This window comes from Streptomyces sp. NPDC007907 (assembly GCF_042959365.1).
Lineage (GTDB): Bacteria > Actinomycetota > Actinomycetes > Streptomycetales > Streptomycetaceae > Streptomyces > Streptomyces indiaensis.
Map to the genome: position 1 here is coordinate 763,197 of NZ_JBIBKR010000005.1, position 15,280 is coordinate 778,476.

15 protein-coding genes and 4 tRNA genes are annotated in these 15,280 nt (G+C 72.3%); 10 read left to right on the forward strand and 9 right to left on the reverse strand.

Annotated elements, in window-relative coordinates; genetic code table 11:
- Positions 1-154: 154 nt before the first annotated feature.
- The 4 genes from ACFZDI_RS24320 to ACFZDI_RS24335 form a co-directional block, all read right to left on the reverse strand.
- Positions 155-228, reverse strand: a tRNA-Phe gene (locus tag ACFZDI_RS24320).
- A 24-nt stretch (positions 229-252) separates the two neighbouring features.
- Positions 253-327: transfer RNA gene (locus ACFZDI_RS24325), tRNA-Asp, on the reverse strand.
- A gap of 35 nt (positions 328-362) precedes the next feature.
- Positions 363-435: transfer RNA gene (locus tag ACFZDI_RS24330), tRNA-Glu, on the reverse strand.
- Between the two features lie 80 nt (positions 436-515).
- Positions 516-2,090: a metallophosphoesterase gene (locus tag ACFZDI_RS24335; protein ID WP_234849435.1), complete on the reverse strand. Its 1,575-nt coding sequence runs from the start codon at positions 2,088-2,090 to the stop codon at positions 516-518.
- Positions 2,091-2,173: 83 nt separating this feature from the next.
- Between ACFZDI_RS24335 and ACFZDI_RS24340 the strand changes: the two genes are divergently transcribed.
- From ACFZDI_RS24340 to ACFZDI_RS24355, 4 genes are all read left to right on the forward strand, one after another.
- Positions 2,174-2,524, forward strand: coding sequence for a metallopeptidase family protein (locus tag ACFZDI_RS24340; RefSeq protein WP_031137833.1), 351 nt, complete (start codon positions 2,174-2,176; stop codon positions 2,522-2,524).
- 87 nt (positions 2,525-2,611) lie between these two features.
- Positions 2,612-3,151 (forward strand): hypothetical protein, encoded by a 540-nt coding sequence (locus ACFZDI_RS24345; RefSeq protein WP_234849434.1) that lies wholly within the window; start codon positions 2,612-2,614, stop codon positions 3,149-3,151.
- Positions 3,152-3,557: 406 nt separating this feature from the next.
- Positions 3,558-5,675 (forward strand): DEAD/DEAH box helicase, encoded by a 2,118-nt coding sequence (locus ACFZDI_RS24350; RefSeq protein ID WP_391253187.1) that lies wholly within the window; start codon positions 3,558-3,560, stop codon positions 5,673-5,675.
- Between the two features lie 215 nt (positions 5,676-5,890).
- Positions 5,891-5,963 (forward strand) — tRNA-Lys (locus tag ACFZDI_RS24355).
- Positions 5,964-6,023: 60 nt separating this feature from the next.
- Here ACFZDI_RS24355 and ACFZDI_RS24360 read toward each other — a convergent pair.
- Both ACFZDI_RS24360 and ACFZDI_RS24365 read right to left on the reverse strand, forming a co-directional pair.
- Positions 6,024-6,872, reverse strand: coding sequence for a SigB/SigF/SigG family RNA polymerase sigma factor (locus tag ACFZDI_RS24360; protein ID WP_391253242.1), 849 nt, complete (start codon positions 6,870-6,872; stop codon positions 6,024-6,026).
- Positions 6,873-7,218: 346 nt separating this feature from the next.
- A complete protein-coding gene (locus tag ACFZDI_RS24365; RefSeq protein ID WP_234849431.1) occupies positions 7,219-7,713 on the reverse strand; it encodes a MarR family transcriptional regulator in 495 nt (164 codons plus the stop codon).
- A 163-nt stretch (positions 7,714-7,876) separates the two neighbouring features.
- Between ACFZDI_RS24365 and ACFZDI_RS24370 the strand changes: the two genes are divergently transcribed.
- The 5 genes from ACFZDI_RS24370 (at position 7,877) to ACFZDI_RS24390 (ending at position 12,031) form a co-directional block, all read left to right on the forward strand.
- On the forward strand, positions 7,877-9,049 hold the full coding sequence (locus tag ACFZDI_RS24370; protein ID WP_234849430.1) for a PP2C family protein-serine/threonine phosphatase: 1,173 nt from the start codon (positions 7,877-7,879) through the stop codon (positions 9,047-9,049).
- A gap of 144 nt (positions 9,050-9,193) precedes the next feature.
- Positions 9,194-10,105: an STAS domain-containing protein gene (locus ACFZDI_RS24375; RefSeq protein ID WP_234849429.1), complete on the forward strand. Its 912-nt coding sequence runs from the start codon at positions 9,194-9,196 to the stop codon at positions 10,103-10,105.
- Positions 10,102-10,515: an STAS domain-containing protein gene (locus ACFZDI_RS24380; protein WP_234849428.1), complete on the forward strand. Its 414-nt coding sequence runs from the start codon at positions 10,102-10,104 to the stop codon at positions 10,513-10,515. Before ACFZDI_RS24375 ends, ACFZDI_RS24380 begins: the two co-directional genes overlap by 4 nt.
- A complete protein-coding gene (locus tag ACFZDI_RS24385) occupies positions 10,515-10,958 on the forward strand; it encodes an anti-sigma regulatory factor (protein ID WP_234849436.1) in 444 nt (147 codons plus the stop codon). Before ACFZDI_RS24380 ends, ACFZDI_RS24385 begins: the two co-directional genes overlap by 1 nt.
- A complete protein-coding gene (locus tag ACFZDI_RS24390; RefSeq protein WP_234849427.1) occupies positions 10,958-12,031 on the forward strand; it encodes an ATP-binding SpoIIE family protein phosphatase in 1,074 nt (357 codons plus the stop codon). Before ACFZDI_RS24385 ends, ACFZDI_RS24390 begins: the two co-directional genes overlap by 1 nt.
- Before the next feature lie 96 nt (positions 12,032-12,127).
- Here ACFZDI_RS24390 and ACFZDI_RS24395 read toward each other — a convergent pair whose 3' ends face one another.
- The 3 genes from ACFZDI_RS24395 to ACFZDI_RS24405 form a co-directional block, all read right to left on the reverse strand.
- Positions 12,128-12,634 (reverse strand): MarR family transcriptional regulator, encoded by a 507-nt coding sequence (locus tag ACFZDI_RS24395; RefSeq protein WP_391253190.1) that lies wholly within the window; start codon positions 12,632-12,634, stop codon positions 12,128-12,130.
- 118 nt (positions 12,635-12,752) lie between these two features.
- Entirely contained in the window at positions 12,753-13,394 is a 642-nt protein-coding gene (gene ribA / locus ACFZDI_RS24400) for a GTP cyclohydrolase II RibA (RefSeq protein WP_391253192.1), read from the reverse strand.
- 133 nt (positions 13,395-13,527) lie between these two features.
- Positions 13,528-14,046 carry a MarR family winged helix-turn-helix transcriptional regulator gene (locus ACFZDI_RS24405; protein ID WP_234849424.1) on the reverse strand — a complete coding sequence of 173 codons (519 nt, stop codon included), beginning with the start codon at positions 14,044-14,046 and terminating at the stop codon, positions 13,528-13,530.
- 76 nt (positions 14,047-14,122) lie between these two features.
- Here ACFZDI_RS24405 and ACFZDI_RS24410 point away from each other — a divergent pair, with 76 nt between their 5' ends.
- The gene (locus tag ACFZDI_RS24410) at positions 14,123-15,253 is read left to right on the forward strand and encodes a dihydrofolate reductase family protein (RefSeq protein WP_391253194.1); all 1,131 of its coding nucleotides are present in this window, start codon (positions 14,123-14,125) and stop codon (positions 15,251-15,253) included.
- The last annotated feature ends 27 nt before the right edge of the window (positions 15,254-15,280 follow it).

Here is a 15,280-nt window from a genome sequence, read left to right on the forward strand (position 1 = left end):
CGCTTTTGCCGCCGGCCGTGGGAGAGGGCCTGTCGGTGCGGGCGGCCGACCGTTCGAGATCATCGGAACCGGTCGGCGGGGTGCATGCATGAAGCACGAAAGAGCCCCTCTCCGGAATCCCGGAGAGGGGCTCAGGCCCTGGTGAGGGCGGTTGTGGCTGGGGCCGGGGTCGAACCGGCGACCTTCCGCTTTTCAGGCGGACGCTCGTACCAACTGAGCTACCCAGCCACGAGGTTTCACGTGAAACCTCAGCGGTCCTGACGGGATTTGAACCCGCGGCCTCCACCTTGACAGGGTGGCGAGCACTCCAAACTGCTCCACAGGACCAAGCTTCGTACGACAGTGTCGCACAGGGTGGTGCGTGCCCCCAACGGGATTCGAACCCGTGCTACCGCCTTGAAAGGGCGGCGTCCTAGGCCGCTAGACGATGAGGGCTATCGGCCCGCCTGCGCGCTTCTCAGCGCGTCGGGGACGTGAGAAGCATATGGGATGGCGGTAGCTATCGCCAAAACGGTTCAGGGCGAGGTCGGCGGGGTGCCCTCCGTGGGGGTGCCGGGCGAGGGGGTCGCGCCGGGCTGGTTCTCCTCCGGGAGGTGGCGGCTGACCTCCGCCGTCGTGAGGCCGAGGCCGCCCAGTTCGATCTCGTCCCAGGCCTGGAGGCGGCGGGTGTCCCGGTCGAAGTACAGGATCGACGCCTCGATGGGATCGGGATGCCTGCCCTCGATGGCGCGCAGTCCGCTGCCGCCCGTGGAGCCCTCGATGCGCAGCCGGGTGCCGTACGGCAGCATCTCCATCTCGTCGTGGTGCAGGTGGCCCGACAGGGCCAGGGGCACCTCGCCGTCGACCTCGCGGGCGGCGGAGGGCTCGTGGACGACGGCGACGTCCACCGGAGTGCCGGCCGTGCTCTGGTCGCGCAGGGCCGTGGCCAGCCGGGCACCGGCCAGTTCCTGGGACTGCCGGGCGCCGGTCTGCTGCGAGCGGTCGGGGGTGAACTGCGGATCGCCGATGCCCGCGAAGCGCAGGCCCTTGATCGTCTGTGCCGTGCCGTCGTCCAGGACGTGGACGTTCTTCAGGTCCTGCATATAGCGCTGGGTGATCATCGAGTCGTGGTTGCCGCGGACCCAGACGTAGGGGGCCCCGAGGTCCTCGATGGGGTCAAGGAAGCCGTTCTCGGCCGCGGTGCCGTGGTCCATCGTGTCGCCCGAGTCGACGATCACGTCGACCTCGTACTGCTCCACGAGCGAGGCGATGATCTTCCAGCTCGCCGGGTTCAGATGGATGTCGGAGACGTGCAGGACCCGGATCGTGGAGGGGTCGGGCGCGTAGGCGGGGAGCGTCGAGGTGGCGTCGTAGAGCTTGGTCACGTTGGTGACCAGGCGGGCCAACTCCTTCTGGTAGACGTCGAATTCCGTGACGATGCTGCGCGCGTTGCCGACCAGGGAGGGGGCCGAGGTGAGCAGGCCGGAGAACTTGGGCTCCAGAACGGAGTCGGGGCGCCAGGTGGCGTACGCCGTGCCGCCCGAGGCGGCGAGGAGAGTGAGGGCCAGGCCGCCGGCGGCCAGGGCGCGGCGCGGGCGGCGGTAGACGGCCAGACCGAGGGCGGTGGCCCCGGCGACGACGGCGACACCGGAGCGCACGGCCAGGTCGAGGGTGCCGCGGCCGACGTCCTGGGTGACCTCGTCCTGGAGGCCGGAGAGGCGTTCGGGGTGGTCCACGAGGGCCTGGGAGCGGTCGGGATCGAGCTGGTCGACGTTCACGTCCAGACGGACGGGCGCGATGTGGCTGTCCAGTTGCAGGGCACCGAGGGGCGAGATGTTGATCCGGGTGCCGCCGGTGAACGACGGGCGCAGCGTCATCGTGGTGTCCATGGGGCCGACCGGGACCCGGACGTTGCCCACGACCAGCAGTCCCAGCCACGCGCCGCACAGCACGACGGCCACGAGTCCCACGGCACGCGTCCACGGGTGCGGCTGCGCCACGAGTTCGATCGTGGTGGGCGCCTGGCGGGAGCGATAGCGGCGGGCGAGGCTGTGGGGGGCCTTGCGGATCGGGTTCAGGACACTCAGGACTGCGGCGGGGACGCGGGCCATTGGTCCCGTATGCCCAAGTCGGCGGCGGGATATGCGGCGCCGGGAGGCTCTCGTCCGGCGGGGTCGTGGCCGACAATGGGCCTGTGCTGGAGATGACGCGCGAGGAGTTCGAGGAGCTGGTCGCCGAGGCGCTCGACCGGATCCCGCCGGAGTTGACGCGACTGATGGACAACGTCGCGGTGTTCGTCGAGGACGAACCGCCCGCGGACGATCCCGAGCTGCTCGGGCTGTACGAGGGGACTCCGCTGACCGATCGGGGCGAGTGGTACGCGGGTGTGCTGCCGGACCGCATCACCGTGTACCGGAACCCGACGCTGCGGATGTGCGAGTCGCGGGAGGACGTGGTCGCGGAGACGGAGATCACCGTGGTGCATGAGATCGCGCACCACTTCGGCATCGACGACGAGCGCCTTCACGCCCTGGGCTACGGCTGACCGGGTTGTGAATACGGGGCGCGTGTCCTCTTGTGGGCGGCGGGAGTTGGACATGTTGACTCCCTCACCCCTTCCGGAGGTGGCACCGTGCGCCCCTTGTACGTACCCGTCCGACTGGCCGCCACGGTCGTGGCGGTCGCCGCTGCCGCCGGCTGCATGAGTGTCGGCGACGACGACGCGGGCGGGAGCGTCAAGCCGTCGCACTCCGCCGGGCAGCGGGCCGGCGACGCGCCCGACGGCGGGCCGGGGGTGTCCGGGGGCGGCGCCGGGCCGGGCGCGGCCGGGCCCGACGGCGAGCGGGGGCACGGCAAGGGCAGGAAAGGCAAGAAGGGCGGCAAGGGCAAGGGCGGTGGCGGGGAGTCGGCGGCTCCCGAGACGTCGCCGAGCGCCGAGGCGAGCCCGGCCGCGCCGGGGCGTGACACGCCGGGGAACACGGCCCGGCCGACGCCGAAGCCGCCGGCGCAGTCGACGCCCACCCGGACCGCCGACCCCGAGCCCACTCCCACTCCGCAGCAGCCGACGTCGTCTCCCGAGCCGACGCCGGAGCCGTCGTCGTCGGCCCACGAGCCGCCGGGACCGCAGCTCGCGCAGCGGGAACCGGCACCGGAGGCGGGGGCACCGGCCTAGGCCCGTCATCCGGAGCGGATAGCGGGCGCGAGGTGCCGGTGCTTCCCCACGACCGACGCGAACGACCGGCCAGAGGCCCAGGGGGTGCGCGGGTGGCGCGGGACACATTTCTTCCGGGGTGGGAACATCCCTCGCCGGAAGGCGGTTGCACCGTGACGGAAGCCGCCCGGCCGTCGGGCGGTGGCCCGCTGTCGCCTGCACAGTCCGGTTTGCCTTACGGGGCCCGGAGTGCGTATGGTGGCAGATCGTTTGATCCCATCTTGCCCGGCGCCACAGCAGAGCGCGCCGTGTGGCGCGTACTCTCCCTTGCCGTGGTGGACCGCATTGAGGCGGTCGTATTGCGAATCGCGAATCACGGAGTTGACGGGCGCGTGCCGACTGAGACTCCGGAAGGTTTCGCATTCGCATGTCCATTACCAGTACTGATCACGTCGTCGTGCCCGAGAACGAGGCGGCCGAGGACGCTCCCGAGGTCACCTTCGCGGACCTCGGTCTGCCCGAGGGCGTCGTGCGCAAGCTCGCCCAGAACGGCGTGACCACCCCCTTCCCGATCCAGGCCGCGACCATCCCGGACGCCCTGGCCGGCAAGGACATCCTCGGCCGTGGCCGCACCGGCTCCGGCAAGACCCTGTCGTTCGGTCTGCCCACCCTGGCCACGCTGGCCGGCGGCCGGACCGAGAAGCACAAGCCGCGCGCCGTCATCCTGACCCCCACGCGTGAGCTCGCCATGCAGGTCGCCGACGCGCTCCAGCCCTACGGCGACGTCCTCGGCCTGAAGATGAAGGTCGTCTGCGGCGGTACGTCCATGGGCAACCAGATCTACGCCCTGGAGAAGGGCGTCGACATCCTGGTCGCCACCCCGGGCCGCCTGCGCGACATCATCAACCGCGGCGCCTGCTCGCTGGAGAACGTGCAGATCGCCGTGCTCGACGAGGCCGACCAGATGTCCGACCTGGGCTTCATGCCCGAGGTGACGGAGCTGCTCGACCAGATCCCCGCGGGCGGTCAGCGGATGCTCTTCTCCGCGACCATGGAGAACGAGATCAAGACTCTCGTCGACCGGTACCTGAACGAGCCGGTCAGCCACCAGGTCGACGCCGCCCAGGGTGCCGTGACGACCATGTCGCACCACATCCTCATCGTGAAGCCCAAGGACAAGGCGCCGGTCACCGCCGCGATCGCCTCCCGCAAGGGCCGCACGATCATCTTCGTCCGCACCCAGCTGGGCGCCGACCGCGTCGCCGAGCAGCTGCGCGACGCCGGGGTGAAGGCCGACGCGCTGCACGGCGGCATGACCCAGGGCGCGCGGACGCGGACCCTGGCCGACTTCAAGGACGGGTACGTCAACGTGCTCGTCGCCACCGACGTCGCCGCGCGCGGCATCCACGTCGACGGCATCGACCTGGTGCTGAACGTCGACCCGGCCGGCGACCACAAGGACTACCTGCACCGCTCCGGCCGTACCGCTCGCGCGGGCCGCTCCGGCACGGTCGTGTCCCTGTCGCTGCCGCACCAGCGGCGTCAGATCTTCCGGCTGATGGAGGACGCGGGCGTCGACGCCTCGCGCCACATCATCCAGGGCGCCGGCGCCTTCGACCCGGAGGTCGCCGAGATCACCGGTGCCCGGTCGATGACCGAGGTGCAGGCCGAGTCCGTGGGCAACGCCGCGCAGCAGGCCGAGCGCGAGGTCGCCCAGCTCACCAAGGAGCTGGAGCGGGCGCAGCGGCGTGCGAACGAGCTGCGCGAGGAGTCCGACCGGCTGCTGGCGCGGGTGGCGCGCGAGCGGGGCGAGGAGCCCGCGGCCGTGGCGGCCGGGGAGAGCGGCGAGGCCGTGGCCGCCGTCGAGGTGTCGGTGCCCGAGCAGCCGACCGCGAAGGACGTGGAGCGCGAGGAGCGCCCCGAGTCCTCCGCCCCGTACGAGCGCCGGGAGCGGCGCGACGAGCGCGGTGGCTTCCGCCGCGACGACCGAGGCGACCGTGGTGACCGGGGTGGCCGTTCGTTCGAGCGTCGTGACGACCGTGGCGGCCGTTCCTTCGAGCGTCGTGACGACCGGGGCGGCTTCAACCGCGACCGTGACCGCGACCGCGGTGGCCGTTCCTTCGACCGCGACCGCGACCGTGACCGCGGTGGCTTCCGCCGGGACGACCGGGCCGACCGTGGCGACCGGGGCGATCGCGGTGGCTTCCGCCGCGACGACCGGGGTGACCGGGGTGGCCGTTCGTTCGAGCGTCGTGACGACCGTGGCGGCCGTTCGTTCGAGCGCCGTGACGACCGGGGCGGCTTCAACCGCGACCGTGACCGCGGCGGCTTCCGCCGGGACGAGCGCGGTGGGCACCGGGGCAGCGACCGCCCCTTCAACCGTGACCGCCGTGACGACCGTCCGGGCTTCCGCTCCGGCGGACACGACCGCCCGGGCCACGACCGCCCGGGCCACGACCGCCCCTACGGCCGTCGTGACGACCACCGCGGCGGCGGCTCGTTCCAGCGCCGCGAGGACAAGCCGCGCTGGAAGCGCAACGGCTGACATCAGCGCATGAGGAGCGCCGTGGCCCCCTCCCAACGGGCGGGCCACGGCGCTCTGTCGTAGGGGCACGGACTCCGCCGGGGCGGCGCGGACCCACCCGAACCGGTCGTTCCACGGCCCTGATCGGCCCTGTTCGTCACTTCGCCACGGCCGGGAGGGATACCCGATCGGGAACGCGGCGTCGTCCGGCTATGCTCGTGGGGGCAACATCGCCTGGGCCCTTAGCTCAATTGGCAGAGCAGTGGACTTTTAATCCATTGGTTGTGGGTTCGAGTCCCACAGGGCCTACGGGAAAGCCCCGGTCCGGAGATCATCCGGACCGGGGCTCTTGTCGTTGTGGGGGCCGGGTCAGCCGGTGGTGAGCATCCCCGAGCGCAGCCGAGCCACCGTGCGCGAGATCAGCCGGGAGACGTGCATCTGCGAGATGCCGAGTCGGGCGCCGATCTCCGCCTGGGTCAGCTCCTCCACGAAGCGCAGGTGGAGGATGAGGCGCTGGCGCTCGTCGAGTTCGGCGACCAGGGGGGCCAGGGCGTGGAAGTCCTCGACGAGTTCGAGGGCGGGGTCCTCCTCGCCGATGAACTCCGACAGGGTCGTCTCGCTCTCGTCCGGGTCGCCGGTGACCGTAGCGTCGAGCGAGGAGGACACGTAGCCGTTGGCGGCGATCTGAGCCTCGACGACCTGCTCCTCGGACAGGTTCATCAGGGCGGCCAGTTCGGAGACTCTCGGCGCGCGGCCGAGGCGGGAGGCCAGTTCCTCGGTGGCCTTGGCGAGTTCCGTGCGGGCCTCCTGCAGCCGGCGCGGCACGTGCACGGCCCAGGACGTGTCCCGGAAGAACCGCTTGATCTCGCCGATGATGTACGGCACCGCGAAACTGGTGAACTGCACCTCGCGGGAGACCTCGAAGCGGTCGATGGCCTTGATCAGCCCGATGACGCCCACCTGGACGACGTCTTCCATCGACTGGCCACTGCTGCGGAACCGGCGGGCCGCGAAACGCACCAGCGACATGTTCATCTCGATGAGCGTGTTGCGGGTGTACTGGTATTCGGGCGTGCCTTCCTCGAGCACGGCGAGCCGGTCGAGGAACTGCCCGGTCAGCTCGCGCGCGTCCTGCGGGGCCAGCTTCTGAGGCTCGGCGATCTGCGGCAGCTCCTCACCGGTGTAGGTGGCGGAATCCGTCGTCGTGTCGATGCGCATGGTCGCCGTCACGGGCCCTCCCTGTCAGTCCGGCCCGCTCCGATCCCCCGACAGGCCACCTCAAGCGCCGTTACCCGCCCTCGCCGCGGTCATGCCCTGCATATGCCCCGGCGAGACGTTGACCACAGTCGGCGCAGGTCGAGGCGGTGGCGGGGTACCCGGACCGGTACTGCAAAGGTACGGGCAGGGAGGGTGGGCGGTGGAGTGCGCGAGAGAGGACCGGGAAGCGCGCGGAGCGGACAGTTGTCGTTTGACAACTATAGGTGGAGGGCAACAGCCTAGGCGTGCCGAGCGCGCGCAGGGAAGAGGCCGGAAGGTCCGATTCCGTGCGGCGGCGGCACGTAGGTCAGGCAGTCCGGGTGCCGGACGATCGGGAGTCTTCGGAGTCGTCGTGTATCTGGGCCGCCGCCGCGTCGCAGAACGCCTCCAGCCCCTGCAGCAGCGCCGCCCGCTTCGCCGCGGGCATCTGGTCGAGCACCGCGCGCAGCGCCTGCTCCCGGCGCAGGCGCAGGTCGTCCAGGAAGGCGCGGCCCCGGCCGCTGAGGTGCAGGCGCACCTCGCGCCGGTCGGCCGGACTGACCTCGCGCTCGACGAACCCGGCCGCCTGCAGCCGGTCGCACAGCCGGCTGGTCGAGGGCGGTGTGGAGGCGAGGGAGTCGGCGAGCGTACGCAGATTGATGCCCTCGTGGTGCTCGAGGATGAGCAGCAGCCGCAGCTGGGACGCGGAGGCGGGCGCGGTCGAGGCCCGGCCCCACAGGACTTCCAGCAACTCCGCCGCCGTGGAGGTCACACGGGCGACCTCGGTCGGCTCAGGGCGGGGTCGGAGGGAAGTCACAGTCACACTCTCGCAGGCACCGGGATGGCCGTCAGCGTACTAGGCGCGGAGTGAACCGCCCGGGACCAGACCCGCTTCCCGGCCCCTCCCGGCCCCTCCCGGCCCCCATGGACAAGAACCCGTTTCCACGGACGCGTCGGCGTCCTGTCGAGGATGGTGAAGGACCACCGTGAGCACGATCACGAGCAGATTCGTGGCCGCTGAGCGCGCCCTGCGCACGGCGGCGCCCCATCGACTGCTGGACGCGGTCCGTCGTGTACTGACCGATCAGTACGCGGCGGACTCCGTCGAGCTTTTCCTGGCCGACTACGGACTGACGGTGCTTCAGCCGGTCTCCGAGCTCCCGCACACACTGCAGCCGGTGTCCGTGCACAACAGCCCGGCGGGCCGGGCCTTCGGCGCGCAGCAGCCGTACCTGGAGATCCCGTCGGGTGATCTCGTACGGGCGCACCTGCCCGTCACCGTGCGCGGCGACCGCCTAGGCGTGCTGACGGTGACCCTGCCGGGCGCGGAGCATGCCGAGAACTGTCTGGACGAGCTGGCCGAGATCGCCGAAGTGCTCGGGCACGAGGTCGTCGTGGCCGAGCGGGACACCGACCTGTACCTCCAGGCGCGCCGCCGGGACCGGCTCACGCTGGCCGCCGAGATGCAGTGGCAGCTGCTGCCCGGTCGCTCCTGCGCCCGCCCGGAGTACGAGCTGGGCGCACAACTGGAGCCGGCGTACGCGATCTTCGGTGACAACTTCGACTGGTCCGCCTCCGCCGACCGGCTCAGCCTCTACGTCACCAACGGCATGGGTGAGGGCATAGAGGCCTCCCTCTTGACGAACCTGGCGATCAACGCGCTGCGCAACGCCCGCCGGGCCGGGCTGTCCATCGACGACCAGGCGGCCCTGGCCGACCAGGCGGTGTACGCCCACTACCGGGGCCGCTGCTACCTGTCCGTGCTGATGCTCGACTTCGACCTGGCCACCGGGCGGGTGCGCGCGGTGGACGCCGGGTCGCCGCAGATGCTGCGGCTGCGCCGGGGCACGGTGGAGCGGGTGCCGTTCGACGCCCAGCTGCCGCTCGGCATGTTCGAGGAGACCGACTACGTGATCCAGGAGTTCCGGGTCGAGCCGGGCGACCGGCTGGTCTTCGTCAGCGACGGGGTCTACGGCGTGGCCTCCCCGGGCGGCGAGGCCTACGGGGACGCCGCCCTGGCCCGGGCGATCCAGTCGACCCGGCTGCTGCCGGCGGCCGAGGTGCCCCGGGCCGTCCTGCGCGAACTGACGGGCCACCGCGGCCGGTCCACCCCGGACGACGACGCCCTCGTGGTGTGTCTGGACTGGCGTGGGCGGTAAGGGATGGGGCAGGCGCAGGTCAGGGGCAGCGGAGAGCGGTTGTTTGATGGTGCCGTCGGTCGGCACTAATGTTTGTCATACGGCAAGTAACGGCTGAGGCGCCTCGCGTGACCTCGGTCCGGCCCGTGCAAGGGAGCGATACAAGTGTCGGTGTCGGAAGAGAACGCGGAACGGGAGCCGGTCGCGTACCAGGTGAGCGCCTTCCTGGAACGGCGCCGGGAGCAGATCGCCCAACGGTGGGCGGACGCCGCGCTGTTCCGCACGGTCTTCACCGTGTCCCGGGACGAGGCGGTGGAGGCGGGCCGGGCCGTGGCCGCGGCGCTGGCGGCCGTGGCGGCGTCCGGGCGGCTGGACGACATCCGCGCGTCCGGATTCGAGGCCGTGCGCGACCAGTTGGGGCGCATGGCCGCGTCCCGTGCCCGCACGGGCACCGACCCGGACGGGGTCGCCAACGAGGTCGCCGCGCTGCGCGAGCCGGCGACCGAGCTGCTGCGCGCCGAGTTCGCGGAACCGGACGCCCCCGAGGCGCACGAGGCGGTGCTGGCGCTGACCGTGCTCATGGGCACCCTGCGCCTGGTCGTGATGGAGACCACGGTCAGCGCGGGCGAGGAGCTGATCGCCCGGCAGCGCGAGCAGCTGCACGAGGTGGCCACCCCGGTGATCAAGCTCTGGGAGAGCACCGTCGCCGTACCGCTGATCGGCACCCTGGACAGCGCGCGCAGCCAGGTCGTCATGGAGAGCCTGCTGGACGCGATCGTCGCCGAGCGCGCCCGGTACGCCATCCTCGACATCACCGGCGTGCCCACGGTCGACTCGCTGGTCGCCCAGCACCTGATGAAGACCGTCGCGGCGGCGCGACTGATGGGCGCCGAGTGCATCGTCTCCGGCATCCGGCCTGCGATCGCGCAGACCATCGTCCACCTGGGCATCGATCTCGGCACGGTGCTCACCCGCTCCAGCCTGGCCGACGCGCTCGCCTACGCGCTCAGCCAGCAGGGGGTCGAGATCGCACCACTGAGGGCGGTCGGCGCGGCGGCGGACGCGGGCACGCGGTGACCGGGATCGCGGGCCACGGGCCCGTGGGCGGACACGGCTTCACCGTGCCGGTCCTCCAGCTGGGCGACGTCCTGCTGGTCACCCTCCAGGGGGAGCTGCACGACGGGATGGCCGAGCAGCTCCAGCAGGACATCACGGCCCGGATCTCGCACAGCCGGGTGACCGGCGTGGTGATCGACATCTCCGGTGTGGAGATCGTCGACTCGTTCCTGGGCCGGGTCCTGGCCGAGATCGCCGCCGGAGCCAAGCTGCTGGCGGCCCGTACGGTACTGGCCGGGATGCGCCCGGCCGTGGCCATCACCCTGGTCGAGCTGGGGCTCACCCTGCCCGGTCTGTGGACGGCCCTGGACGTCGAACGTGCGATGGAGCTCCTCGGCGTCACCACGCGCCGGGGTGAGGGGAGTCCATGATGCAGGCTTCCCGCCATGCCGGTCCGGCCAGCCTGCCGATCGGCTCGGACGCCGATCTGGCGTGGGTACGGCAGCAGGTCCGGCAGGCCGCAGCCGAGCTCGGCTTCGGGCTCGTGCAGCAGACGAAGCTCGTCACGGCGGCGAGCGAACTGGCCCGCAACACCCTCGTCCACGGCGGGGGCGGCCATGTGCAGATCACCCCGCTGGACGCCGGGTCGTCGCGCGGACTGCGGCTGGCCTTCGTCGACACCGGGCCCGGCATCCGCGACCTGGACCAGGCGCTCACCGACGGCTACACCAGCGGCGGCGGCCTCGGGCTCGGCCTGAGCGGCGCCAAGCGGCTGGTGCAGGAGTTCGAGGTGGACAGCCGGCCCGGTGAGGGGACCACCGTCACCGTCACCGCCTGGGCCACCGTCGTGCCGCCCTCCCGGACGGTGCCGTGATGAGCAGGGTCTGGGACGTGCCGGTGGAGGACGACTCGACGCGGGTGCGGGACGTGCGGGTGGCGGCCGAGGAGGCCAGCGCCTGCGCCGGCCTGCCCGCAAGCCGGACCGCGACCGCCGCGCTCGTGGCGACGGAACTGGCGACCAACCTGCTGCGGCACGCCGAGGGCGGGCGGGTGCTGATCAACCTCGTCGAGCGCGCGCACGACGGTGACCGCCGGCCGGTCGTGCAGCTCGTCTCGCTCGACCACGGACCCGGCATCCCGGACGTCGCGGCGGCGATGCGCGACGGCTACACCACGACCGTCGCCGCCTCGCTGGGCGCCGGGCTCGGGACGTGCCGGCGCATAGCGAACGACTTCGACCTGCACAGCGCGCCGGGCCGGGGCACCGTCGTGATGGCCCGGATCGGGCACGAGCCGGCCGTCCGCAACCAGGGGCCGCCCCCGCCGGGGCCGCGTGCCGGGGGCGTCAACGTCCCCCTGGGCAGGGCCGAGCACTCCGGGGACGCCTGGGGCCGGGTGCGCCGCGGCGATCGTCTGACCCTGCTGCTCGCCGACGGGCTCGGCCACGGGGTGAAGGCCGCCGAGGCCTCCACCGCGGCAGTGCGGGAGCTGCGCGACCTGGCCGAGTTGCCGCCGGTGGAGATCCTTCGGAGTCTGGGCCGGGCCCTGCGCCCGACCCGGGGCGCGGCCGTCGCCGTGGCCCAACTGGAGCTGCGGGAAGAGCGGTTGAGCTTCGCCGGGATCGGCAACATCGGTGCCCGGCTGCGGACCGACGGCGCGTGGAAGCCGCTGCTGTCCCACCCCGGCATCGTGGGCGCGCAGACGCCGGCGTCCGTGCCCGTGCAGCGCGTGCCGTGGCACCCGGGCAGTCTGCTGGTGCTGCACAGCGATGGCCTGCCCAGCCGCTGGACGCCGCCCGACGACGGGGTCCTGCCCGGCTGCGACCCGGCGGTGGCGGCCGCGGTGGTACTCCGTGACGCGGGCAGCGCGGCCCGCCCGGTCCGGGACGACACCTGCGTGGCGGTCCTCACCGCAGGAGGAGAAAGCCGCCACGGCTCAGGCACGTGACGCCTGTCCGGGACGGGAGTGACGAGGGGCCCCACTCCCACGGGCACCCCACCGGCGCCGACTCGGGGCATGACCGCCCCTAACCGGCAGGTTTCTTCAGCTGTCCTCGGGGCTTCCGGTCTCGGGCGGCAACGTGGCCCGGGCCGACAGGAAGCCCCGCAACCCCCTGCTCAGCGCCGCCCGTTCGGCAGGCTTCATGGCCGCCAGTGCCGCGGTCAGGGCCTGGGCGCGGCGGACGGCGACGTCGTCCAGGACCCGCTGTCCGTGTGTCGTGAGCCACAGTTGCACTTCGCGGCGGGTGACGGGATGCGGGACCCGTTCCAGCAGACCGGCCGCGGCCAGACGGTCGCAGAGGCGGCTGGCCGTGGGGAGGCCGATGTCCAGGCCGTCCGCCAGGGCCGTCAGGTTCAGCCCGGGCGCCGCCTGCACGGTGCGCAGCGCCCGCAACTGGTGCGGTGACAGCCGCAGGGACGCCTCCTGGGCGGCGACCGACCACAGCGCCACCAGGCTCTCCACAGCGTCGGTGATCTGCGCTGCGACGGCCTCCGGGCCCTCGCCCGGTCCCTTCGCCCGGTGGTGGCCGGGGCCGTCGAGATCGGTCACGAAACGGTCACTTCCATAAAAGCGCGGGTACTGATGAGGTCGCCCTCTTGCAAAGGCTGTACCCGATGAACCGAAGGGCAAGCAGCCCGGTTCAGCACCCGTCCGGACCGGCGTCCGGTCAGCCCGCGTTGAGCTCCGCCAGCGCCGCGAGCGGCAGCGTGTGCTGGGTCTGGAGGACTTTCGCGCGCAGGTAGCGGACGTTGTGGGCGGTGGTGAAGACGCCGGTGGGGACCCGGTCGCGGACGTCGATGCCCAGAGACCGCAACTGGTCGGCTTTGTCGGGGTTGTTGGAGAGCAGCTCCAGTTCACCGATGCCCAGGGCCCGGAGCATCTGGGACGCTGCCGTGTAGTCGCGGGCGTCCTCCGGCAGCCCCAGCGCCGCGTTCGCCTCGTACGTGTCGAGCCCCTCGTCCTGGAGGGCGTACGCGTCGAGCTTGTTGTAGAGGCCGATGCCGCGGCCCTCCTGGCGCAGGTAGAGCAGGACACCGCCGCGCTCGGCGATGCGCTCGACCGCCTCGCGCAGCTGCGGGCCGCAGTCGCAGCGGGCGCTGCCGAACACGTCCCCGGTCAGGCACTCGGAGTGCAGCCGCACCAGCGGGACCGGGCCGGGCTCTCCGAGGATCACGGCCACGTGCTCCTGGCCGTCGGCCAGCCCGTGGAAGGTGACGACCTCGGCGTCCGCCTCGTAGCCGTCGTGGAAGCGCAGCGGGACCCGGACGCGTGAGCGCGGGGTGGCGACGACGGCGGGGGTGTCGGGCATGCGGGGCCTCCGGGGTCCGTTTCCTGTTCGGCTGCACAGCCGTACTGCTTCAGATTTGAAGCAGATCCACGGTCGGAACCCTACTCGTGCTTTAAATTTGAAGCAATGACGAAGCCGGACGCTGTGACGCGGGTCACGAACAGGTGGGTGAGGACCTCCGCCGCCACGGCACGTCGTCCGCCGCCGCCCGCGGCCCGTCCTCCTCCTGGAGCCCCCGCGCGATCGCCGCGGAGATCTCCTCCAGCTGGCCCACCTGCTCCTCGCTGAGCCGGTCGAACAGGGAGCTGCGCACGGTCTCGACATGCCCGGGCGCCGCGCGCTCCAGCACGGCGAACCCCTCGTCGGTCAGCACCGCGATGCTGCCGCGCTTGTCGTACCGGCAGGCCTCGCGCCGCAGCATGCCGTCCTTCTCCAGCCGCGTGACCGCGTACGTCAGCCGGCTGCGGGTGATCTTCAGCCGCTCGGCGAGATCGGTCATGCGCAGCCGCCGTTCCGGGGACTCCGACAGGACGGACAGGATGGAGTAGTACAGGTGCGGCATGCCGGCGTCCTGCTGGAGCTGCCGGTCGATCGCGTCCTCCAGGAGCAGCGAGGCTGCCATGTAGGCGCGCCAGGCGCGCTGCTCCTCGGGGGTGAGCCAGCGAGTCGTCATGCCGCCAGTGTAGGTTTGTTTCAAACTTGAACCAAGCCCTGTCCGTCCCGCCGTCCCGACCAGCCGCGGAGCACCGATGCCTCACCCGTACGTCCTGCTGTCCGCCGCCGTCTCCCTCGACGGCTACCTGGACGACACCGGGCCCGACCGCCTGCTGCTGTCCAGCCCGGCCGACTTCGACCGGGTCGACGAGGTCCGGGCCGGCGTCGACGCGATCCTGATCGGCGCCGGCACCATCCGCGCCGACAACCCCCGCCTGCTGGTGAACTCGGAGCGGCGCCGGGCCGCCCGCACGGCCGCGGGCAAGCCCGAGTACCCCCTCAAGGTCACGGTCAGCGGCTCGGGTGACCTCGACCCGGACGCCCGCTTCTGGCACACCGGCGGCGAGAAGCTCCTCTACACGACCGACCAGGGCGCCGAACGCGCCCGTGCGCTCGGCCTCGCCGCCGACGTCGTCCCGCTCGGCACCGAACTGGACTGGCGGCGGCTGCTCACGCACCTGCACGACGTGCGGGGCGTGGGACGGCTCATGGTCGAGGGTGGCGGCCTGATCCACACCCAGCTCCTCACCCAGGGCCTGGCCGACGAGCTCCAGCTGGTCCTCGCCCCGCTCTTCGTGGGCGACCCCCGGGCGCCCCGGCTCTTCGGCCCGGGCGGCTACCAGGGCGGCCGGCTCCGGCTGCTGGAGTCGCGGCGGATCGAGGACGTCGTCCTGATGCGCTACGAGCCGACCGCCCCGGGAACCGGCCCCCTGCCCGCCGCCGCCGACCACCATTGGCTGGCCCTCGCCTGTGAACTGGCCGAGCGCTGCCCCCCGTCGGACACGGCGTTCAGCGTGGGTGCGGTCGTGGTCGCCGCCGACGGCACGGAACTGGCCCGCGGCCACTCCCGTGAGGGCGGCGACGCGGTGGTGCACGCCGAGGAGGCGGCCCTCGCGAAGCTCGACCCGGCCGACCCGCGCCTGCCCGGCGCGACGGTGTACAGCAGCCTGGAGCCGTGCGCCCGCCGCGCCTCCCGGCCCGCGCCCTGCGCCCGGCTGATCCTCGACGCGGGCGTACGGCGGGTCGTCACGGCCTGGCGCGAGCCGGACACCTTCGTGACGGACGCCGACGGCAGCGGCCTGCTGGCGGCCCGGGGGGTGGAGGTCCTCGTCCTGCCGGAACACGAGGAGCGGGCCAAGGCCCCGAACCGCCACCTGACGCGCTGAGCACGGGCCGGACGGAGGGTGTGCGCG